We start from the raw sequence: 21,596 nt of genomic DNA, 5'->3' as shown, positions 1-21,596 counted from the left end.
AATTTTTCTAATAATAAGGGGTGATGTGATGCAATACGATGCGTTAAAAACTTTTATTACATTAGTTGAGGTAAACAATTTTACGAAAGCCTCAGAAATTTTACATATTTCCCAACCTAGTGTGAGTCTACATATTAAAAACCTTGAACAAGAGTTTCACACGACATTATTTATTCGATCGCCTAAGTCTGTGCAAATTACACCTACTGGTGAAATTTTATATAAACGTGCAAAGCAAATTATGGCCATCGCGGAGGCTGCACAGGAAGATATTTTAGCATATCACCATTCAATTCAAGGAACGCTCATTATTGGGGCAAGCTTTACGATTGGTGAAAATATTCTGCCATCCATTTTGTCAAAACTTCAACAACAATTTCCTCAATTAGAGTTACAAGTTATTATTGGCAATACCGATGAAATTATTCAATTTACGAAGCTATTACAAGTAGATATTGGTCTTATAGAGGGACAAGCACATGACAACGAGCTCGTCATTCAGCCATTTATGCAAGATGAATTATTTATCGTCAGTGCAAGCAACCACCCCCTTGTTAAGCAACCCTCTATTACTATTTCACAATTACAACGACAAAAATGGGTTGCACGAGAAGTTGGCTCAGGAACACGCAATTATTTAGACCATCTATTTCGCACAAATGGACTTCAAGTACATTCACTTCTAACAATTAGTAGCAATCAAGGCGTGAAGGAAAGTGTCATTGAAGGACTAGGTCTGTCTTTACTGTCTGGCAGTGTCATTGAGCGTGACATCCGAAATGGTGATATTGCCATTTTGCCACTTGCGGAACAACGCTTTATGCGGACTTTTTCTTACCTTCACTCGCCTACGATGAAGAATAAACGGAATGTTGAAGCACTTATTGAATTTATTACGAGGAAAAATGAGGCATAAAAAAAGCTTAGCTGGCTGTATTTTAGTCGCTAAGCTTACTTTAATGTTCTAGGGTTTATCGTTTTCCGAGCCTGTTTACGCTCGATAATCTCTATAAATTTTGTAGCAGCACGAGACAATGGAACGCTTTTTAAATAACACATACCAATGCTACGATTTGGAATACTTTCTGTTAGTGGAAGCTCATATAGCAGTCCTCGCTGCAAATAATCCTGTGAAAACTCTTTTGTTACACAAGCAATCCCTAAATTACTCCGTGCAAATTCAAGCACCAAATCATGCGAGCCAAGTTCAAACTCAGGTGCAATTTGAATTCCTTTCGACATTAAATAGTTTTCTACATAGTTTCTTGAGTTGGATTTCTTCTCAAGAAAAATAAGTGGAAACTTAAGTAAATCTTCAAAACGTAGGCTTTTTGATTGCAGTGTTTTATATTTCTCTCCACATACGAAAATATCTTGTATTTCCGTGCACACTGTTAATTGTAGGCTCACATCTTCTATTGGAAAATTGCAAAGCCCTACATCCACTTCACCAGATTTAATAAAGTTACATATTTCAGAGGTCGTACCATTTAGCATCTGTAGCTTAATATTTGGATACATCGTATGAAAAGATTCGAGATACGGCATTAAAAAGAAGCGTGAAATAGTATCTCCTACACCTATTTTCAATTGACCTGTCGTTAAGTTTTTAAATTCTAGAAGCTTTTCCTCTCCAGCATCTAAAAGACCTAATGCCGAGTTTGTATATTCATACAGCAGCTTCCCCTCTGTCGTTAATGTTACGCCTTTCGGTGTACGATTGAAGAGTCGTGTACCAAGTTCTTTTTCCAATTGCATCATTGCTTGGCTAACTGCTGGCTGTGTCATAAATAAATCTTTAGCTGCCCTAGAAAAACTACTATTTTTAGCAACAACACTAAAAACGCGATATAAATCTAATTTCCCTATCATATAAGTACTCCTTATAGCTATTATACGAACTATTAATTTTACTTATATCATTAACTGAGCGTATAGTAAAATCATATTGATTTTTATTCATATTATTTAAATTAACATATAGCTTTTTATGAGGAGAGATTATTTTGGAACGTGTAGTTGGTACAGTTGTGAGAGGTCTTCGTGGTCCTATTATTAACGAAGGCGATAATATTGAACAAATCGTTGTAGATACAGTGTTAAATGCCGCTAAAGTAGAAGGCTATTCAATTGAAGATCGTGATATTGTTACAGTAACAGAATCAGTTGTAGCTCGTGCACAAGGTAACTATGCATCAATTGATGACATTGCAACGGACGTAGCTGCTAAATTCGGTGATGATACTGTTGGTGTTATTTTCCCAATTTTAAGCCGTAACCGTTTTGCAAACTGCTTACGTGGTATTGCGAAAGGTGTTAAAAAAGTTGTTTTAATGCTAAGCTACCCATCTGATGAAGTTGGTAACCACTTAGTTGATATCGACGAACTAGATGTAAAAGGTATTAACCCTTGGACAGATACATTAACGGAAGCTGAATTCCGTGAACATTTCGGCTATAAAAAGCACACATTTACAGGTGTGGATTATATCGAATACTACAAAGAATTAATTGAAGCTGAAGGTGCTGCTTGTGAAGTAATCTTCTCAAACAACCCGAAAACAATTTTAGACTATACAAAAAGTGTACTAACATGTGATATTCACACTCGCTTCCGTACAAAACGTATTTTAACAACGAATGGTGCTGAAAAAGTATTCTCGTTAGATAACATTTTAGCTGTATCTGTAAATGGTTCAGGCTTCAATGCTGAATACGGCTTACTTGGTTCAAACAAAGCGACAGAAGAAAGTGTAAAATTATTCCCACATACTTGCCAACCAATCGTTGACGGCATCCAAGCAAAAATCAAAGAAGCTACTGGTAAAACAGTAGAGGTAATGGTTTATGGCGATGGCGCGTTCAAAGATCCTGTAGGTAAAATTTGGGAGCTTGCTGACCCAGTTGTATCTCCTGCCTTCACTGCAGGCTTAGATGGTACACCTAATGAAGTGAAATTAAAATACTTAGCAGATAACGATTTTGCTGATCTTCGTGGAGAAGAATTAAAAGCAGCTATCTCTGAATATATTCAAAATAAAGACGAGGATTTAACTGGTCAAATGGCAGCTCAAGGTACAACGCCTCGTAAATTAACAGACTTAATCGGTTCTCTTTCTGACTTAACTTCAGGCTCAGGCGACAAAGGAACACCAATGATTTATATTCAAGGTTATTTCGATAACTATACAAAATAATACACTTTATCATATAAACACCCTCCTGCATAGGCGGGTGTTTTAGTTTGCAGAGGACTATTGCCGTTGCTTTCCGTTACGGGCGGACACTTTCCGCGGGCACACTGTAAACCGCAACCCTCGCTTTTGCGCGGATTGGTGTGTCTTATATTTTGTGCTGTCTCATGGGAGTCATCGCCCTCTACTCCAATTAACTACTAGATACCTTACACCGACACACGAAAACACCCGCCATCTATGGCGGGTGTTTTTTTATGGGCATAATGTTCGAGCGATATTTTCAAAATAGCGTACACCGTAAATAAGGGCATCCTCATCAAGTTTAAAGCGTGGGTGGTGCAACGGATATGCTTCCCCAAACTCTTCGTTATGCACCCCTATAAACTGCATAGAAGAAGGGACAGCCTCAGAAAAATCTGCAAAATCCTCTGTGCCGAACATTGGCGCAGCTAATTCTTGTACACCCTCTGCTCCAACAATATCGCCAGCTATACGTCGTGATAAAGCCGTTAGCTCCTTATCGTTTGTCACTGAAGGACAACCAAGCTCCCATTTAATCTCTACTGTTGCTCCGTGCATCGACGCTATACCATTGACAATCTTTTCTAAATGACGACGAGCATCGACACGTACTGTCGCGTCTAGTGAACGTATTGTACCACCTAGCTCAGCAGTATCAGCAATAATATTTAATGCTGTGCCACAATGGAACTGTGCTACCGTTAAAACAGGTGCATGGATGCTTGGTACTTTACGCGACACGATTGTTTGCAGTGCAACAACCATTTCTGAACCAATTAACAACGGGTCAATCGCTACTTCAGGCATAGATGCATGGCTACCACGTCCATAAATCTTAATCTCAAAATCATCCGCCGCTGCTGTAAATTTCCCATCCTTCATGGCAAACTGACCAACTTTATAATCAGGGCTTACATGTAATGCAAATGCATAATCTACGTTTTCTGCGATACCTAGAGAAACAAGTTGAGCTGCTCCCCCTGGTGTTACCTCCTCTGCATGTTGGAAAACGAAACGAATTTCACCATTGAAATCCGTTCCACGCTCAGCTAATGCTTTTGCAGCCCCCAATAACATGGCTGGGTGTGCATCATGCCCACAAGCATGCATGACACCTGGATTTTTTGATTTAAAAGGCAGATCGGTTTCTTCCTCAATTGGCAATGCATCGATGTCAGCACGTAATAAAATTGTATGACCATTACCTTCTGTCTTTGTTCCTTTTAAAAATGCGCAAACGCTCGTTTCAGTTAAGCGCTTCACTTCTAAATGTGGGAATGTTATTAATTGATTATAAATATAATTTGCTGTTTCATGTTCTTGATGTGATAACTCTGGATGCATATGTAAATGCTGTCTCCAGGCAATGACTTGTTGTTTTAAATCTTTTGTTTCTATCATTTGCAAATCCTCCTATCATTCTACAAAGTTAAAACGGTCCGTAATTCATTGCGTGAGCGATAATTAGTAAAATTATAGCTAAAGCTGTTTGAATAGCGAAGTATGGGAACACCCATTTAAACCATTTAGAGAATGGAATACCTGCGATTGCTAGACCTGCTAACAATACACCGCTTGTAGGGATTACCATGTTTGAAATACCGTCTCCAAACTGGAAAGCCAATACCGCTGTCTGTCTTGATACACCAATTAAATCTGCTAACGGTGTCATAATTGGCATTGTCAAAGCCGCTTGTCCACTTCCTGATGGCACTAAGAAATTTAGGCAAAGCTGTAGTAAGAACATGCCCACCGCGTTAATAGAAGCAGGTAGTACACTTACTGCATTCGCTACAAAATGTAAAATCGTATCAATTAAGCCACCTGATGTAGTAATAACTAAAATAGTTTGAGCAAAGCCAATAATAAGCGCACCCTCTACCATATCTCTAGCTCCTGAAATAAAGCCTTCAGCCATCTTATTCGGGCTCATTTTACAAATTATTGACATAATAATACTGCTTAGTAGGAACACGCCACCAATTTCACTGATATACCATTGGAACTTAATAACGCCAACAATTAATGCGACAAAATTCGCCAATAACACAAGCAAAGCTAAAAAGTGGCGCCCACTCATTTTAAAGTCTAATGATATTTCAACACTTTCTTCTGGCTTAAATTTCCCGTAAATCCCTTTAGACGGGTCTTTTTTTACTTTTTTAGCATGTCTAATAATATAGATTACCGTTAAAAGATAAAAAACAAAAAATACGATAATTCTATAGGACATACCTGAATACATTGGCAATTCAGCTATCGTTTGGGCAACCCCGATGTTAAACGGATTTGTAATCCCCGATGTAAATCCAGTAGCTAATGTCCCTAGCATTACTATCGCAAATCCTGTAATTGCGTCCATTCCAAGAGCCATCGTTAATGGAATAATAATCGCAATGTATACTAGCGTATCCTCAGCCGAACCGATTAAAGTTCCTAAACTAGCGAAGATTAATATAAGAATTGGAATTAATACATACTCCTTCTTGCCAAACTTAGAAGCCATTACTTTAATAAATGAATCAATAGCTCCCGTTTTTTGCATGATACCAAGTGCGCCACCAAATAAAAATACAAATAAAATAATGGAGGCACCTTCCAGCAACCCTAAATGGACACTATTAAATATTTGAAGAAAACCAACTGGACTCGAATCAATATAATGAAATGATTCAGGATCCACAACCATTCGACCATTACTCTCCACTCGATCGTACTGACCTGCTGGAATAATATAAGTAAGGGCGCTCATTACCAAAATAATGATAAACATTAAAACAAACGCATTGATACCTTTAACTTTTGGCTCTTCTAAATTATTATTTTCCTGTAAATTTGCCATTCTCTCTCCCCTTTACATTCGTAATATAAAACCCTTTCAAAAGTAGAAACTTGCTACACTAGACAAGAAACCCACTTCACCCCTTTTCCGTTACGCGGAAATATATTCCGATAAACGGAAATATATTAGTAAAAATATAAAAAAATAAAACTGAAATGTCAATATTTTTTGATAATTCTGTTTTATAAAGTATTAAAGTTTTATTTACAATACAGCGCAAATTTACTACTTTAATCAATTAGAGCATTGTAAATTTATATGCGTTTGGTTTTAGAAAACAGTAATTCTACGCATAGGTAAAATCGTTCGTGTACTAATATCATCTTCTTTTGAATAAACGACATTACTTTATTTTCAGTAACTTTCTATCATAAAAAAAAGACTGTTCCATTTTCAGAACAGTCTCTTTAGAAGAAACAACTATGTGATAAAGCCTTAAGCTTCTCATTGCTTGTTACAGAAGGACAACCCAGCTCATATTCAATCTAATTGCAATCTTTGTTTGGCCTATACTTTAAGTAGATTGTTATTAGTAATAAACTTATTAAAAAAGAATCTATTATTCTGACAACAATTATTCCGTAATTTAAAACTGAAACATAGTCTATTACATACCAAATAATAACTAATAATGACGTAACTAGAAATATAGTTGACCAATAAATGAGCTTACGCTTAATACAAACATTGGTATTATTATGTCTTTGAGATAAAGCTCTAAAATACATATAACCAATTATTAAAATTATTCCAAATAATGTACTACCATGTTGTAAAAACTTATACAATGGTATTTCAAAACCGTAAATACTATAGATTTTGGTGAATACTGCGGGGAAATGAAACACCATATACCCATTTATATGAGTAAAGGAATCCCATACTACATGAGTAAACATGCCAAACAATGCAGAATAAATAAAGACTACTAAATTCAACATTTTATTTGAATCTACTCTTTTGGTATAAGTATCTTGTAGTAAAATAGGCAAATGACTAATTAAGGTTTGATGGATAAAGTAATGATATATAAAGTAGAGTAAAGCTACTAAAGGTAGATTTAAAGTAATAAACCCCATAAAAGTATGTCCTATTTCACCAATAGGTTGACCTCTTAGAAAATATTCAAAATCTGGAGACATGCTACCGAAAACCATTGCAGAAAAATTAATGTATTTGCTTTTTCTGGAGAACAGCAATACAGCAGCAGGATGTGCAAAAGTGAGTGGCATTGTTTTAAACCCCTTTTGTTAATTTATCTTTTGCTGTAAGTTCTCAAAATTTTTTCGAAAACTTTAAAGCTCAGCTCCTTGTTATGCCTACAATGAGTATCGACAATCAATATAAGCACGCTAGGATTGAACCTATTTTTTCAAGTAAAAGTATAAATTCAATATTGAGCATTGACAATTAAAAACTCAATAATTGGTCAAAAAAGAGAGATTACAACGATTGGAGCCAAATCCCTGCCACTAAAAGACGATAAACTAGTTTCACTCGAGGAGAACCTTAAATATAAAACGTATAGTCCTCTGGTGTTACACGTTTTAAAAACTTCTTCGTCCGCTCCTCTTTTGGACTAACGAATATATCATGCGGGCTCCCCTCTTCCACAACAACACCACCGTCCATAAAAATAACGCGGTTTGCGACATCCTTTGCAAAACCCATCTCATGCGTTACTACAAGCATTGTCGTGCCTTCTTTCGCAATGTTTTTCATAACGGTCAACACTTCTCCTACTAACTCTGGATCAAGCGCAGAGGTCGGTTCATCAAACAAAATAATATCTGGATTCAAGGCAACTGCACGAGCTATACCAACACGCTGCTGTTGACCACCTGACAACTGACTTGGATAAGCATCATATTTTTCTGACAAACCCACTTTGTCGAGCGCCTTTTTGCCGATTTCAATAGCCTCAGCTTTTGCTATTTTTCGACCAATTACAAGCCCTTCTGTAACATTTTCTAAAGCTGTTTTATTAGTAAAGAGGTTGTAATTTTGGAATACAAAAGCAACACGTTGTCGAATCGCATGGACATCCTTCTTCTTTACATTTTGAAAATCCACATCGATATTTCCAAACGTCGCATGCCCTTGATCGGCCTTCTCTAAAAAGTTAATGCAACGCAATAAAGTCGTTTTACCTGAGCCACTCGGGCCTAAAATAACTACAACATCACCTTTATCAATCGATAAGTCTACACCTTTTAAAATTTCATTGTTGCCAAATGATTTGTGAATATTTTTGATTTTTAACATGATAATCGCCCCTTAGGCATTTGCCATTTTGTATTTGCTCAAATGTTTCTCGTATCGCTTAAACAGGTATTCAACCGTACTACACAAAATTAAATACACGATGAAAATATCAAGATATGCTTCCACATAATTGTAGCCTACATTGGCAGCTACTTTGGCTTTCAGTGTAATTTCTGGCAATGACATGGCATATCCCAATGACGTCGCTTTTATTAAGTTCACTGTTGCTGTACAAATATTCGGCATAGCCACGACTAATGCTTGTGGAATAATAATTCGTCGATAGGCTTGAAAAGTCGTTAAACCGACAGCGTGTGCTGCCTCAAGCTGGCCCTTCTCAATAGTGCTTAAAGCCGAGCGGAATACCTCTATTAATATAGCTGTTGTACTAAAGGCAAAGACAATAAATGCATACCAAATTGGATTGATTTTATATATATCATAGGCAATATGATATTTTTCAAAAATCATCTTTAGAATGAGTGGAATGCTACTATAAATAATAAATATCTGAATAATAATTGGAGTGCCTCGAACAAAGGACACATAAATTTTTGCTAGATGATGAATAACTGGAATTTTATTGATGCGTGTTAGTGCTAATAAAAATCCTAGTGGTAGGGCAACGAGCAACGCAACAACCGTTACAAGGAGTGCAATCGGTACACCGGATAATGCCACAAAAAAGGTTTCAACTAAAAATTGATAGTTCATGATTACGCCTCCTTACGTCGTTTCTAACGTTCTTTTCCCCTTGCCGAAAAACTTTTCCAACATAGCAAAGAATTTTTCAATAATAATGGATAGTACCCAATAGACAATCGCAAGTGCAATATAAATTTCTAGTGCATGCGCATTGATATTACTAGCTATAATTAAATTCGCTTTCCCAACAATATCGATTAAGCCGATTGTGTAAGCTAATGCACCTTCTTGTAATAACGCAATCATGCCATTCCCGAAGTTCGGCAATGCAATAACAAGTGCTTGGGGGAAAATGATACGCCGATAAGCTTGGAATGGTGTTAATCCTACGCTAACAGCCGCTTCATACTGCCCCTTGTTAATAGCCAAATAAGCAGATCTAATCACTTCTGACATTATTGCAGCAAACTGCAATGTGAACGTTACGACAACAAAGAACGCTGTATCTATCGCATGAAGATTTAAACCTATGTTTTCTGCTAATGCAGGTACTCCGTAGTATACAAGGAATAATAGAACGATAGATGGCGTACAACGCATAATCGTTGTATACAAGTTCGCTATTTTTTGTAACACTTTCATTGAACTTAACTTTGCTGTAGCTAATAACAAGCCGAAAAATGTACCTAATACAATGGAAGAACCTGCAACTAAAAAGGTTACTTTTAAAAACGGCAATAATAAGGGAATAGCGTTCCAAATGTACGAGGCATCAAAATACTTCTCCATTTCCTCACCAACTTTATCAAATGTCTTCACTAAAGGCTGCTACGGAACAAAACCTTCGTTCTCCGTTTATTAAGAAAGACTGCTGAGTATGTTGACTCAGGCAGCCTTAAAAAAATTATCGATTTACGTTTTCTAACACTTCAAATAAATCACGGCCATAAAATTCTTTACTTAATTCACTTGTTTTCTTTTGTTCCTTAATTTGGGCAATAGCTTTATCGTAAGCATCCGCAAATTCTTGCTCTTTTTTGTTGAATAATGGCCATGTTTTAATCACTGCAAATTCGTTGTAAACAACTTCATCTTTTAAGTTATGATAAGCGCCATCATCGGCTAATACTTGCTGTTTAAATGGCCCTTCAATCATGACACCACCATCAACGCGACCTTCATTTACCCATTGCACAACATCCACAGTAAATGCATCACCAGCTTGTAATTTAACTTCGTTAGTTGGATTTGCTTTATTGTACTCATCAATAATTGTATACTGTGCATTGTTTGCAGCGATTGGCGCTAGTGCATAGCCCTTTGTCGCAAAGTCAGCTAATGTTTTTACACCTTCATCTTCTTTACGTAGCACTAAACCTGCACTACTTAACCCTAAAAACTCTTTAGGGAATATAAACTTCTCTGTACGTTCCTGCGTAAAGAATGCATTTTTTACACCTACTTGGTACTTTCCTTGCTCTACACCGATTAGTAAATCATCGCTTGTAGTCCCTACGTATTCAAACTTATATTCTGGTAATAATTCATCTACTAGCTTCATTACTTCCACATCATAACCAGTTGGATTTCCCTTATCATCAATATAGCTAATTGGCTTAGAAGCTTGATCGTAAGCAACCTTTACAGTTCGAACTTTAACCCCATCTTCAGTTTCATTTTTAGATGCTTCGCTAGAACTGCATCCTGCTAAAATAGCAAGAGAAGCCAACCCGACTGCTGCAAATTGAAATAATTTTTTCTTTTGTTTAAACATATGTCATTTCCCCTTAATCTCAAGTGATTTTAATATTAATGTTCTGTTAATTTCTGCTGCTCAATAGCAGCTGTTGCTAGTTTAATAATCGTCATATCATCCATTGGCGGGTTATGTAAACCTGCACGAACATTGCGATAATAGCGCTGTAGTGGATTCGTAAGCTGCAAACTTTTTGCTCCAACAACACGCATCGCCTTATCTACAACTTCTATCGCAATATTTGTCACGGTGTGCTTTGCAACCGCCATTTCATTCGTTAAAGTATCTCGTCTTGCTGGATCATCATAAGCTTCCGCTACCCCATATAACACAAATCGTGCCTGTTGGAGCTTCAATTCAATATCACCTAATAGCTGCTGTACATTAGGCAATGTACTAATCGGCGCATTTAAACTATTTGGTTGATGATGATTAGCAAAATGTAACGCATAGTCGCGGGCTGCCTGTGCAATCCCTAAGTAAGTAGCTGGAATATGTAAAATCCAGCCATTGATTTTGCCACCGCTTGGGTGATTCGGCAATTCTACTAAATGATTTTTAGGGACCACAACATTCTCTAACACTAAATCATGACTGCTTGTGCCACGCATCGCAGACATTTCCCAGTTTTCTACAATTGATAGACCTGTTACATCTTTATGAATGAGAAAGAAGCCTATTTGCCCCTTTTCTTCAATCCAAGCAGATGTTAAGAAATAATCTAGTACAGGTGATGCTGTCGTAAATATTTTACGGCCATTTAATAACCAGCCATTATCTGTTGATACAGCAGTTGTTCCAGGGCGGCCACCTCGTGTCGGACTACCAGTTGCTAATTCACTGACAGCTCGATTTATGATGGCACCTTTTTGTACTTCCAAAGCAAACTCTTGGAGAATATCGTCTGCCCATAACTTCTTGTCATATATCTCACCAACAACGCCTAGAGTCCATCCTAATGAAAGAGAGGCGTTCTCGTCGTAGCTAGCTAGTGTTTCTTGAACGAGTATCATATCGTAAACAGATAATCCCTCTCCGCCATATTGTTTTGGTAATGTTAGTTTTGGATAGCCGATTTGCAATAATAGCTTATGTGCCTCAAATGGGAAACGCGATTGCTCATCGACTTCTACAGCCTCGGATTTAATTGGTTCCGCAATTGATGCAAGCTGCTCCAACCAGTAATGCTGGCGCTCAGTTTTAATAAATAACTCTTTCAAGAAATCTCCTTCTTCCTAAATTATATAAAACATATATATTTACTAAGAATTAATGTTTTAAAAAAATCTCTACCTACATTAGTAGTGAGATCACTGTAGTACTGAATTTTCAGATTCATTGTCATTATGATACTTTCAACAAGTTTAATTGTCAATGGATAATTACAAGTTTTTTTGTAAGAATTATAGGGTTTTGTTTTCTCCTTCTTTCAGCTCTTTATTTTGTGCACGAAGCTGTATTTAAAACATATGCTAACACTAAGAAAGAGGTGTATAAATGACCAAAAATATGAATCAGTCTCCAAATACTGTAAATATTGCACAAATAGCTCCTCAAATTATTCAAACAAAATTTGGAGATATAAACGGTGATGGCTTTTTTGATACAGTTTTTTTAATGGGTACTAAGACGCTGGAAAGTCCCCTATGGCAGAATCTAACACTAGTTGTCTTTTACGGACAAACAAGACAATTCCAACAAATTGGGCTAAAAGAAAACATTGGCTATAACCCTACAATTTTTCTAGGCGATTTTACAGGGGATCATATAGAAGATATTCTTGTTATTTCTGATACAGGCGGCAGTGGTGGCATTATTAATGGGGAGATTTTTTCCTCAATCAACGGAAAATTGCTTTCAATATTTGATACGGAGTCATTTAATAATAAACTCACTTATTCAGTAAATTATTTAAACAACTATAAAGCATCTGTCCGTAGCGCAAACCCTAAAAAACGATATATTCTCGATTTAAATTATAAAGGAGCCGATTATTTAGCAGAAATTTATAATAAGGACGGTACATTGAAGCAACCGATTGAAGGCTGGGTTGACCCTATTAGTGGATTATATCCTGTTGATTATGCTCGGGAAGGAACATATCAACTATTAGCCTATCAGGAAATTGCGGGCAGATATCATGCAGATGGTTTAGGGTATGTTGAAAACATCTTAAAATGGAATGGTCGGGAATTTGTAGTTGATCGACAATCCGTGTCCATATTTGGCGAGGATTTAACATAATACGTGAATATCGATATAAACTTAAAAAGTCCGCATACATTCCTGCGAACACAACATAAAACATTAGCCCTAAGAGAAAACAAGGCTGTCCTATGCTATGTTCGACGGAAAGCAGGCGGATTTTTTAGGACGTTAAAACGACCCTACATGTTATTTTTCAACTAAAGCGAAGTAATTATTTTCGTGGTCCGCAAAGTTAAAGACTCTACCCATTGGCATCATTACTAAGTCTCCCACTTTAATTCCCTTCGTTTGGAAATCTTGATACATCTCCGTTATATTATCGGCGTAAAACATAATAGAAGGTGTTGCTAAATTTAATTCAGGCTGCATTTTAGCAATCATTTCTTTGTTGTGTAGTACAAACGACGTTTGTGCGTCTTTTGTAGGGGCAATTTCAATCCAACGCATCTCCGCCTCCGTATTATCTGCTACTACTACAAATCCAATTTTTTCTGTCCAAAACGCTACAGCTGCATCTTGATCATTTACATACAACATTACTTGTCCAATTTGTTGAATCATGACAAAGCCCTCCCTTTTGAACAATAGTATACATCAAAACATAATATTATATGTCTTTAGCAGTCATTATTTTTAGTGCAATTTTGAGATTTTCTTAATTATCTTAATAAAAGAAAAACTGATAAAGACTTAACTTTTAATTTTTTTTTGTTAAAATGAGCTAGTCATCTATTATTTACCTTCTTGGGAAATGTATAGAACAATAATATTATAGTGAGGATAACCACAAGTGACAAAACTAAGTTTCCGAAAAAAGCTCATTTTTTCATTCTTAGCAATACTTCTCATCCCAACATTCATCATTGGGATCATTTCTTACCAAAGTGCAGAGAAGCAAATTTCTAAGGAACAGCAAGCAAGTGCTACCGAAAGTATTCGAATGCTTGATACGAATATTACAGGTACTATTAAACCGAAGATTGAAGACATCCAATATTTCACCAAGAAAATTAATCAATCTTATTTACAAGAAAGTAAAGTTCCAGAGCTTAAATCGCTATTACAAGAATACGTAAATATGCATCCAGAAGTTGAGCTAGTCTATCTCGGGACTAGTGAAGGTAAGATTATAGATGAGCCTGCACAACAATACCAAAGTGACTTTGATCCACGTACAAGACCTTGGTATATGCAAGCGTTAAGTAATAAGGGGCAAATAGCCATTACAGCACCTTATATTTCACAAGCTTCAAGTGCTATGGTTATTACAATTACACAAGCTTTACCAGATGGTTCCGGTGTCATTGGTTTAGATCTCAATATATCTACACTAAGTGACATTACCAATGATATTCACATCGGAAAAACAGGCTTTGCCTCACTTTTAGATAACAACAAAATATATATTTCCCAACACGATAAAGAAAGTGGTTCAGAAGCTACTGAAAGCTATATTGCAAAAATTTATGAGCAAGACAGCGGTACAATTGCTGAAAAGGATCGACAGCTACAATTTATCACCAATGAACTAACAGGTTGGAAGCTTGTTGGTACAATGTTTTCAGCTGAAGCAACAAAAGCTGCAGCTTCAACCTTTAATATCAACTTAATCATTATTGTTATTTCAATTATTGTCGGCGTTGTGTTTATGCTTCTGATGATTAAATCCATTGTAAATCCAATTAATCGACTAAAGCATAGCGCTATTAAAATTAGCGAAGGCGATTTAACAGAATTTATCGAAATACATTCTAAGGATGAAATTGGACAGCTTGGAGAGGCTTTCGTTTCAATGAAAGTTAATTTGAAAAAGCTTATTCGCAATGTTGATCGAAGCGTCCAACATGTGCAAGCATCTGCACATGGATTATCTGCACATGCAGAACAAAATATTGCATCTTCAGAGCAAGTTGCACAGGCGATGCAACAAGTAGCCATTAGTGCAGAAAGTCAGACAACGGGTAGTGACCAAAATGCTATCTCTATTGAGGAAATTGCACAAGGTATCGTTGAAGTGGCCGATAGCGCCATGCAAGTTACAGATCTTTCTAGCAACGCTATTGTGCAAGCAGAAGAGGGTGGTCAATCTGTTGAGCGGACTGTCAACCAAATGAATTCAATTAATGAGTCGGTTGCGCAATCAGACAAAATGATTAAGTCGCTTTACGATCGTTCAAAAGAGATTGGTTCCATTTTAGAAATTATAAGTGCTATTTCAGACCAAACAAATTTACTAGCTTTAAACGCTGCAATTGAGGCTGCTAGAGCAGGTGAACATGGTAAAGGTTTTGCCGTAGTGGCCGATGAAGTTAGAAAACTAGCCGAGCAATCACATCAATCTGCAGAGCAAATTTCCTCGCTTATTTCACGTATTCAGCAAGATACTGCTAAATCTGTTGAAACAATGGTTAAAGCATCTTCAGATGTACAAGAAGGTATACTGTTATCAGAAGATACAAGCAAAAAATTTGCTAATATTACTGAAACCTTACGCAATATTGCCCCAAAAATGGAGGGTATCTCAGCTTCCGCGCAAGAAATTTCAGCGGTAGTGGAGGAAGTTTCAGCAACTGCGATTGAATTAACCGACCACGCTAAGCTTAATGCAGCGGCTTCAGAGGAAGTTGCCGCTTCAACTGAACAAACATTATCCTCTATGCAAGAAATGACTGCATCTGCCAAAGCATTACTCGATATGGCTGATGAATTACAAAGCTATGTAAACCGTTTTAAATATTAAAAAATGCACGATGAGCAAAGGTTTCCCTCTGCTCATCGTGCTTCGTTATAAAATCATTTAGCTTTTTCTTCATGGCTAATCTGCCATTCAATTCCAAACTTATCAGTAAGAGACCCGTAACATTTACTCCAAAACGTTTCTTGTAGCTCCATCGTTACTTTGCCACCTTCTTTAAGTCCTTCAAATGCTTGTCGCAATTGGGCTTCATCATCGGACACAACAGCCAATGTTACGTTGTTGCCAATTGTGAATGGTGAACCTGGGAATGTATCAGAAAACATTACTGTGCTTCCCAAAATCGATAAACGTGTATGCATTACGAGATTTTTTGCTTCTTCTGGTAATGGATAGCTTGGATCACTTGGTGAATCGCCAAATGTCATAATTTCAGCCTTGTCCGTATTAAAAACTTGCTCATAAAATGATACAGCCTCTCGACAATTACCATTAAAAATTAAATACACCTCTACCGCCATTTCCACCACTCCTCTGAATTTTCTGAAACAACTATATTGTACTTAGATTGCGAACGATAAGCTAGTCTTATCATTAGGAAATCCTTGTTTTATAACTTTGGCTGCCGAAGCTTTACTTGATGGGTTATACTATTTAGCTTTATCTTTATGGCTAATGGCCAACTCGATACTAAACTTATTAGTAAGTGAGTATTACTTTCTTTCCCGTTTTTTCATACTAAATAAGGCATCTATGAATATGAAAACAATTACTACCCATATAGAATAAAAAAAATTATTAAACAAATCCCAACTGCCCTTTCTAAAATATGACCAAAGCGATAACGTTATAAACAATAATACAAAGTGAAAAATATAGATGTACTTTCTAATAAACTCCATTATAAGTCACCTCATCAAATTAACTTAAATAAAGACAATAGAATTACTTTCATTATATAAAAGGCATAGTATATAACTAGCTGTTAACATTGAAAAAAGTAAAATGAATTGCGACTCCATTTCACTTTTGACTACATATTACACTTTCAAAAATGTTTATGTTTCCGTCACTTTTTTGTCCCTCCTACAAAATTTTTTATTTATTTTGTTAAAATCTTTGACTTTTACTTAAAAATCATGTAAATTACCAAATGGCGAACAATTTAAAGTAAACATTTAAAAATATTCGTATTTTAGGAGTGTATATAATGGATAACGTATTTGACTATGAGGATATTCAACTAATTCCCGCAAAATGTATTGTAGAAAGTCGATCAGAATGTGATACATCTGTTACTTTAGGTGGACATAAATTTAAATTACCAGTAGTACCTGCAAACATGCAGACTATTATTGATGAAAATATCGCAGCTAAACTTGCTGAAAACGGTTACTTCTATATCATGCACCGTTTCAATCCAGAAACACGTATTCAATTCATTAAAGATATGCAAAGCCGTAACTTAATTGCTTCGATTAGTGTTGGAGTAAAAGAAGAGGAATATGCTTTTGTAGAAGAGTTAGCAGCCGCTAACCTAGTTCCTGAATTCATCACGATTGATATTGCACATGGTCATTCAAACGCTGTTATTCGTATGATTCAACATATTAAAAAACATCTACCAAATAGCTTTGTCATCGCTGGTAATGTTGGTACGCCTGAAGCTGTGCGTGAACTTGAAAACGCTGGTGCAGATGCAACGAAGGTTGGTATTGGGCCAGGTAAAGTTTGTATTACAAAAATCAAAACAGGTTTTGGTACAGGTGGTTGGCAGCTTGCAGCATTACGTTGGTGTGCAAAGGCTGCAACTAAACCTATTATTGCTGATGGTGGTATCCGTACAAATGGGGATATTGCAAAATCTGTCCGTTTCGGTGCTTCAATGGTTATGATTGGTTCTTTATTTGCAGGTCATGAGGAATCACCTGGTGAAACAATCGAAATCGAAGGTAAATTAGTAAAAGAATACTTCGGCTCTGCTTCTGAATTCCAAAAAGGTGAGAAGAAAAATGTTGAAGGTAAAAAAATGTTTGTGGAGCATAAAGGTAGCCTGAAAGATACTTTAATTGAAATGCAACAAGACCTTCAATCATCTATTTCGTATGCAGGTGGCACTAAGCTAGAAGCTATACGAAATGTAGATTATGTAATCGTAAAGAATTCAATTTTTAACGGCGATAAAGTATATTAAATTTTTAAAAGCGACTGTTTTCAAAGTCGCTCAAATAGACAAAATATCTCGTGAGCTTTCGAGGTATTTTGTTTTTTTATTTAGTAGAGAAACGGCTTATACTAATAAAAAAAGACTATAGGCAAACTCAAATTTCTTTGAATTTGTCTATAGTCAGAAATAATTTTTACAGCTTGTTGATTACTGCATGTAAAGTTTCTTTTAGTTCTGCATCATGATTAGAAAGCTCAACAAGGTTACCTAAGCGCTCACGTAATACAGGACGTTCAATGACTAATTTCTCGTCAAGTACTTTTACTAATAATTCAATAATAAGACGGTCACGAACATCTAACGCTTCTTCCAAACGCTCTGGTGTAATTTTCGCATCATTTTTTGCTGCATTTGCCATTTAAAAAAACCCCTTTTATTTTATATTCATGCACATCTATTTTAGCATACCGCCTAATTTTTTTAAAAACTTTCTTTTACAATACTATACAGTAATTTACAGTATTACGCATTCCACATTTACGTTGTCATGTTATATTCTATAGTATTAATAAAATACACGAAATAGTAACAATTATTCTGACAGTCACCATTCTCTTTATAATGTTTTTTTCATATTCTATAAAATAAATATTATTTTTAAATAAGAAAATGGAGGAATAGCATGAATCAAAAGCATTATACGTATATGCAACTTGTGAAAGCTGTACCAAAAACTTTACAACTGTTTCTCAATGTATGCCTTGTATTGTTAGCTCTTATATTAGCCTTCCTGCTTATGAAAGAACTAATTGAATTTCTACACATATTATTAGCAGATGGTACTGGTGATTATAAACTTTTCCTCGCGAATATTCTAATTTTCTTTTTGTATTTTGAATTTATTACGATGATTATTAAGTACTTTAAAGAGGAGTATCATTTCCCTCTAAGATACTTTATTTATATTGGAATAACTGCCATGATTCGATTAATTATCGTTGAGCACGATCATCCTATTAACACTTTGATCTATTCCCTTATTATTTTAATTTTAATTATTAGCTATTTTATTATCAATATTACTCCATTAGAAAGACCTATTCGTTCATCCATTCTTTTTAAAAAAGAGTAATCCTCTATATGCAGTGATGCAGTGTACTTCTCTTTACTATTAAAAGGCTGTCAAACACATTGGTTTTTCAAAAACAAAGAAAAGTTTATGCAATGCCTGTAAATGCTGACTATCGCTAATCTTTACCTTGCCAAGCATAAATAGTTCTTGAACCGTGACAACGCCCATCATTAGTGAAGAAAGCTCCGCAATATCAATAATCATTTCTACATCATAGCTTTCATTTTCTATCATTTCTATATAGCCATCTACTGCCTGTAATATGATGGTCTGGTTGTTTTCTGCTAATAGTGAATCAGAAACTGTAAGCTTAACCGTCATATTACTATTATTAAAATTATGTGTTTTTAGTTCCTGAAAGAAACCTCTAACATTTATTATTCGATACATTAACCCAATCCCTACAACAGCATTTGCATGGTATACACTTGGAATTAAATGATTGGAGCCATTTCGTACATCACCTAAAAAGAAATGAATATTATCATCCTGTGTATTCCATTCAATTCTGTTTATTTGATCTGCTTGGCTATTGAAAAACGTACTGAGTTCTAGTAAAGCCTCTGGAGTTTCATATATAAATTCTTTTATGACCATATTATTTAACATAAAATTCGTCTCGCTTTGCTTTTTAAACGAAAACACCACATAACCTTCAATATAATCATCTTTTTCAACGGCAATAATATAGTTTTGCTTATTTTTAAAAATGGTTGTTAGCTCAGATTGGGTTTTGATAAACATGCCATGCTTTTTAAGCGCTATTCTGTTATAACAGTCTGCAACCTGCTGCTGATCTTGTTCGCTTACATATTTGATATGCTGTTTTGTTGGTCCTTTAGGAAAACTAGAGGGTTCTATTAAGTACTGGTACATTTGAGGTCCATAGCCAAAGCCCATTTTTTTATAAAAATCAGGTCTAAATGGATATAAAGCAACGATGTGGACATCTTTCTCTAAAAAAATATTATAAAAATGATCAATTAGTTCTTTGGCAACTCGCTCTTTTTTATGTAGTAGGTCAACAGCAACTTGTCCTACACCACCAATTGGAATTATTTTTGAAAATAGGTTCATCTCAAAGTCATGGATACGCATACAACCCAATAAATCTTTATCCTCCCATAGCCCATAATAATTTATAGAAGGTTCATTGCTAAGGTTATGCTTAAAAACTGATATTAATCGTTCTGTTGTTTGTTGGGACGCTTCCACTACCCCTGGATAGGCACCAATCACAATATTTACATACTTTAAAATCTCATCTTCCTGTAGTAACTTCTTTACAGATCGCATTTACACCCTCCTATTGTCCAAAATAATTTTGGTTTAGCCGATTTGGTTTTACATTATTTCAAGCATCTATTAATAACATATATTACCACAAGACTTTTAATGCTGTATGATAACAATAAAGCACCATGAAATGATGAGCTTGCGTCTCAAACCGAGAGCATTCAATAACAGCAGTTATCACTCTCTATAAATTAGCCTACTGTGCAGTATAGAAGATTGCCCCAAAAGATTATGTATCAGTACGTTTAGCTTCTAACGACGGTGTAAGAGCTATATACATTACCTGAGGAGGATGAAAAAGTTGGATCTGATTGATGCCTATATTTATGAAGTGACTAGAAGGATCGCTAAAAACAAGCGAAATGCTATTGAGCTCGAACTAAAATCTACAATTGAGGATATGTTACCTGACAATTATTCAGAATTAGAGGTAAAAGAAGTATTATTAAAGCTTGGGGACCCAGCAAAGCTTGCTATGAATTATCAAGATCGACCTAAATATTTAATTGGCCCTGAATTATACGATACTTACATTCAGACAATCAAATTGATTATTCCCTGGGCAATTCTTATAACATTAATTGTTCACCTTGTAAGTGGTATTTTTTCATTTCCAGAACAAGGAATATTTTTGTCTACAATCATCAAAGCTTTTTCTACAACAGTTGCTAGCGTTATTGGAGTAGTATTACAAGTACTTTTTTGGGTTACCGTTACCTTTATTATAGCGGAGCGCTATGGTGGCACTGAAATGCAAATTCCCTTTATTAGAGGGAGCAAAAAATGGACACCTGAAGATTTAAAGAAAATTACTGCAATCTCCAAAGACAATAACATACCACTAAGTGATATTATATTTAGCTTTTTAGGAATAGCCTTTTTTTCTTTCATTTATTTTAACGCTTCTCATCTTATCGGAATTTACTCATCTGATGACAGAATTGGCTTAAAATTTGTCATGCCAATTTTCAATCAAGATACCCTTTTGTCGTTTAAACCTTTTATTTTAAGTTGGATAGTATTAAGTTTTTCCTTAACTCTATATAAATGGAAGATTCGTCAATGGACTATGCCAATCGCCATCATAAGCGCACTTCTTCATTGTTTTGGTACCATTGTTTTTATTGCCATGGCGAACCAGCCTGATTTTATTCATAGTGCTGCTATTCCATATATGGCAGCTATTATGGAAACCACATCTGCAAAGATTATGGTAACATTAGATCGTATACTGCTCGTTTGTATTGCTATTACCATTCTAGCAAGTGCATTTGATATTTATAGCGGCTTCAAGAAGGCTAAAATTAAATAAATTTGAAACTTTATTTAAAAAATAGGTTAGATAATTGATTTTTTAGGGTATTAATGTAGT

Annotated in this window: 20 protein-coding genes; 7 read left to right on the top strand and 13 right to left on the bottom strand. The window is 35.6% G+C overall.

Annotated elements, in window-relative coordinates; translation table 11 throughout:
• Positions 1–28 precede the first annotated feature (28 nt).
• Positions 29–916: a LysR substrate-binding domain-containing protein gene (locus ACIP9C_RS16780; protein ID WP_401012448.1), complete on the top strand. Its 888-nt coding sequence runs from the start codon at positions 29–31 to the stop codon at positions 914–916.
• Between the two features lie 35 nt (positions 917–951).
• Here ACIP9C_RS16780 and ACIP9C_RS16775 read toward each other — a convergent pair whose 3' ends face one another.
• A complete protein-coding gene (locus tag ACIP9C_RS16775) occupies positions 952–1,872 on the bottom strand; it encodes a LysR family transcriptional regulator (protein ID WP_401012446.1) in 921 nt (306 codons plus the stop codon).
• Positions 1,873–2,006: 134 nt separating this feature from the next.
• Here ACIP9C_RS16775 and ACIP9C_RS16770 point away from each other — a divergent pair, with 134 nt between their 5' ends.
• Complete coding sequence (locus ACIP9C_RS16770; protein ID WP_401012444.1) at positions 2,007–3,197, top strand: coenzyme F420-0:L-glutamate ligase; 1,191 nt, start codon at positions 2,007–2,009, stop codon at positions 3,195–3,197.
• 252 nt (positions 3,198–3,449) lie between these two features.
• On the opposite strand, the gene ACIP9C_RS16765 is transcribed toward ACIP9C_RS16770, so the two are convergent.
• The 8 genes from ACIP9C_RS16765 to ACIP9C_RS16730 all read right to left on the bottom strand — a co-directional run bounded on the left by ACIP9C_RS16765 (position 3,450) and on the right by ACIP9C_RS16730 (position 11,946).
• A complete protein-coding gene (locus ACIP9C_RS16765) occupies positions 3,450–4,619 on the bottom strand; it encodes a M20 metallopeptidase family protein (RefSeq protein ID WP_401012443.1) in 1,170 nt (389 codons plus the stop codon).
• A gap of 28 nt (positions 4,620–4,647) precedes the next feature.
• A complete protein-coding gene (locus ACIP9C_RS16760) occupies positions 4,648–6,060 on the bottom strand; it encodes a YfcC family protein (RefSeq protein ID WP_401012441.1) in 1,413 nt (470 codons plus the stop codon).
• 485 nt (positions 6,061–6,545) lie between these two features.
• Positions 6,546–7,292 carry a DUF4184 family protein gene (locus ACIP9C_RS16755; protein WP_401012439.1) on the bottom strand — a complete coding sequence of 249 codons (747 nt, stop codon included), beginning with the start codon at positions 7,290–7,292 and terminating at the stop codon, positions 6,546–6,548.
• Positions 7,293–7,569: 277 nt separating this feature from the next.
• Positions 7,570–8,325: an amino acid ABC transporter ATP-binding protein gene (locus ACIP9C_RS16750; protein ID WP_340821672.1), complete on the bottom strand. Its 756-nt coding sequence runs from the start codon at positions 8,323–8,325 to the stop codon at positions 7,570–7,572.
• A 12-nt stretch (positions 8,326–8,337) separates the two neighbouring features.
• Positions 8,338–9,039, bottom strand: coding sequence for an amino acid ABC transporter permease (locus tag ACIP9C_RS16745; RefSeq protein ID WP_401012437.1), 702 nt, complete (start codon positions 9,037–9,039; stop codon positions 8,338–8,340).
• Positions 9,040–9,051: 12 nt separating this feature from the next.
• Positions 9,052–9,789 (bottom strand): amino acid ABC transporter permease, encoded by a 738-nt coding sequence (locus ACIP9C_RS16740; RefSeq protein WP_401012436.1) that lies wholly within the window; start codon positions 9,787–9,789, stop codon positions 9,052–9,054.
• A gap of 85 nt (positions 9,790–9,874) precedes the next feature.
• Positions 9,875–10,744, bottom strand: coding sequence for a transporter substrate-binding domain-containing protein (locus ACIP9C_RS16735; RefSeq protein WP_401012434.1), 870 nt, complete (start codon positions 10,742–10,744; stop codon positions 9,875–9,877).
• A gap of 35 nt (positions 10,745–10,779) precedes the next feature.
• A complete protein-coding gene (locus ACIP9C_RS16730) occupies positions 10,780–11,946 on the bottom strand; it encodes an acyl-CoA dehydrogenase family protein (RefSeq protein ID WP_401012432.1) in 1,167 nt (388 codons plus the stop codon).
• Positions 11,947–12,223: 277 nt separating this feature from the next.
• Here ACIP9C_RS16730 and ACIP9C_RS16725 point away from each other — a divergent pair, with 277 nt between their 5' ends.
• Complete coding sequence (locus tag ACIP9C_RS16725) at positions 12,224–12,970, top strand: hypothetical protein (protein WP_401012430.1); 747 nt, start codon at positions 12,224–12,226, stop codon at positions 12,968–12,970.
• A gap of 150 nt (positions 12,971–13,120) precedes the next feature.
• Here the strand turns inward: ACIP9C_RS16725 and ACIP9C_RS16720 are convergent, their stop codons facing one another.
• Positions 13,121–13,495: a VOC family protein gene (locus ACIP9C_RS16720; RefSeq protein ID WP_401012428.1), complete on the bottom strand. Its 375-nt coding sequence runs from the start codon at positions 13,493–13,495 to the stop codon at positions 13,121–13,123.
• Between the two features lie 229 nt (positions 13,496–13,724).
• Here ACIP9C_RS16720 and ACIP9C_RS16715 point away from each other — a divergent pair, with 229 nt between their 5' ends.
• Positions 13,725–15,674: a methyl-accepting chemotaxis protein gene (locus tag ACIP9C_RS16715; RefSeq protein WP_401012426.1), complete on the top strand. Its 1,950-nt coding sequence runs from the start codon at positions 13,725–13,727 to the stop codon at positions 15,672–15,674.
• Between the two features lie 53 nt (positions 15,675–15,727).
• Here the strand turns inward: ACIP9C_RS16715 and ACIP9C_RS16710 are convergent, their stop codons facing one another.
• The gene (locus tag ACIP9C_RS16710; protein WP_401012425.1) at positions 15,728–16,150 is read right to left on the bottom strand and encodes a VOC family protein; all 423 of its coding nucleotides are present in this window, start codon (positions 16,148–16,150) and stop codon (positions 15,728–15,730) included.
• Positions 16,151–16,839: 689 nt separating this feature from the next.
• Here ACIP9C_RS16710 and guaC point away from each other — a divergent pair.
• Positions 16,840–17,823, top strand: coding sequence for a GMP reductase (guaC, locus tag ACIP9C_RS16705; protein ID WP_401012423.1), 984 nt, complete (start codon positions 16,840–16,842; stop codon positions 17,821–17,823).
• Between the two features lie 166 nt (positions 17,824–17,989).
• On the opposite strand, the gene ACIP9C_RS16700 is transcribed toward guaC, so the two are convergent.
• Positions 17,990–18,214 carry a phosphate-starvation-inducible protein PsiE gene (locus ACIP9C_RS16700; protein ID WP_401012421.1) on the bottom strand — a complete coding sequence of 75 codons (225 nt, stop codon included), beginning with the start codon at positions 18,212–18,214 and terminating at the stop codon, positions 17,990–17,992.
• Between the two features lie 264 nt (positions 18,215–18,478).
• Here ACIP9C_RS16700 and psiE point away from each other — a divergent pair, with 264 nt between their 5' ends.
• Positions 18,479–18,928: a phosphate-starvation-inducible protein PsiE gene (psiE, locus tag ACIP9C_RS16695; RefSeq protein ID WP_401012420.1), complete on the top strand. Its 450-nt coding sequence runs from the start codon at positions 18,479–18,481 to the stop codon at positions 18,926–18,928.
• Between the two features lie 39 nt (positions 18,929–18,967).
• On the opposite strand, the gene ACIP9C_RS16690 is transcribed toward psiE, so the two are convergent.
• Positions 18,968–20,224 carry a GNAT family N-acetyltransferase gene (locus ACIP9C_RS16690; RefSeq protein ID WP_401012418.1) on the bottom strand — a complete coding sequence of 419 codons (1,257 nt, stop codon included), beginning with the start codon at positions 20,222–20,224 and terminating at the stop codon, positions 18,968–18,970.
• A gap of 301 nt (positions 20,225–20,525) precedes the next feature.
• Between ACIP9C_RS16690 and ACIP9C_RS16685 the strand changes: the two genes are divergently transcribed.
• Positions 20,526–21,536 (top strand): hypothetical protein, encoded by a 1,011-nt coding sequence (locus ACIP9C_RS16685; protein WP_401012416.1) that lies wholly within the window; start codon positions 20,526–20,528, stop codon positions 21,534–21,536.
• The last annotated feature ends 60 nt before the right edge of the window (positions 21,537–21,596 follow it).

Source organism: Lysinibacillus sp. NPDC093210, assembly GCF_044753985.1.
Lineage (GTDB): Bacteria > Bacillota > Bacilli > Bacillales_A > Planococcaceae > Lysinibacillus.
This window is presented reverse-complemented; position numbering and strand designations above follow the sequence as displayed.

Coding starts and splice junctions, on each gene's coding strand:
- ACIP9C_RS16780 (WP_401012448.1), top strand. CDS start 29: ATGCAATACGATGCGTTAAAAACTTTTATTACATTAGTTGAGGTAAAC.
- ACIP9C_RS16775 (WP_401012446.1), bottom strand. CDS start 1,872: ATGATAGGGAAATTAGATTTATATCGCGTTTTTAGTGTTGTTGCTAAA.
- ACIP9C_RS16765 (WP_401012443.1), bottom strand. CDS start 4,619: ATGATAGAAACAAAAGATTTAAAACAACAAGTCATTGCCTGGAGACAG.
- ACIP9C_RS16760 (WP_401012441.1), bottom strand. CDS start 6,060: ATGGCAAATTTACAGGAAAATAATAATTTAGAAGAGCCAAAAGTTAAA.
- ACIP9C_RS16755 (WP_401012439.1), bottom strand. CDS start 7,292: ATGCCACTCACTTTTGCACATCCTGCTGCTGTATTGCTGTTCTCCAGA.
- ACIP9C_RS16750 (WP_340821672.1), bottom strand. CDS start 8,325: ATGTTAAAAATCAAAAATATTCACAAATCATTTGGCAACAATGAAATT.
- ACIP9C_RS16745 (WP_401012437.1), bottom strand. CDS start 9,039: ATGAACTATCAATTTTTAGTTGAAACCTTTTTTGTGGCATTATCCGGT.
- ACIP9C_RS16735 (WP_401012434.1), bottom strand. CDS start 10,744: ATGTTTAAACAAAAGAAAAAATTATTTCAATTTGCAGCAGTCGGGTTG.
- ACIP9C_RS16725 (WP_401012430.1), top strand. CDS start 12,224: ATGACCAAAAATATGAATCAGTCTCCAAATACTGTAAATATTGCACAA.
- ACIP9C_RS16720 (WP_401012428.1), bottom strand. CDS start 13,495: ATGATTCAACAAATTGGACAAGTAATGTTGTATGTAAATGATCAAGAT.
- ACIP9C_RS16710 (WP_401012425.1), bottom strand. CDS start 16,150: ATGGCGGTAGAGGTGTATTTAATTTTTAATGGTAATTGTCGAGAGGCT.
- guaC (WP_401012423.1), top strand. CDS start 16,840: ATGGATAACGTATTTGACTATGAGGATATTCAACTAATTCCCGCAAAA.
- ACIP9C_RS16700 (WP_401012421.1), bottom strand. CDS start 18,214: ATGGCAAATGCAGCAAAAAATGATGCGAAAATTACACCAGAGCGTTTG.
- psiE (WP_401012420.1), top strand. CDS start 18,479: ATGAATCAAAAGCATTATACGTATATGCAACTTGTGAAAGCTGTACCA.
- ACIP9C_RS16690 (WP_401012418.1), bottom strand. CDS start 20,224: ATGCGATCTGTAAAGAAGTTACTACAGGAAGATGAGATTTTAAAGTAT.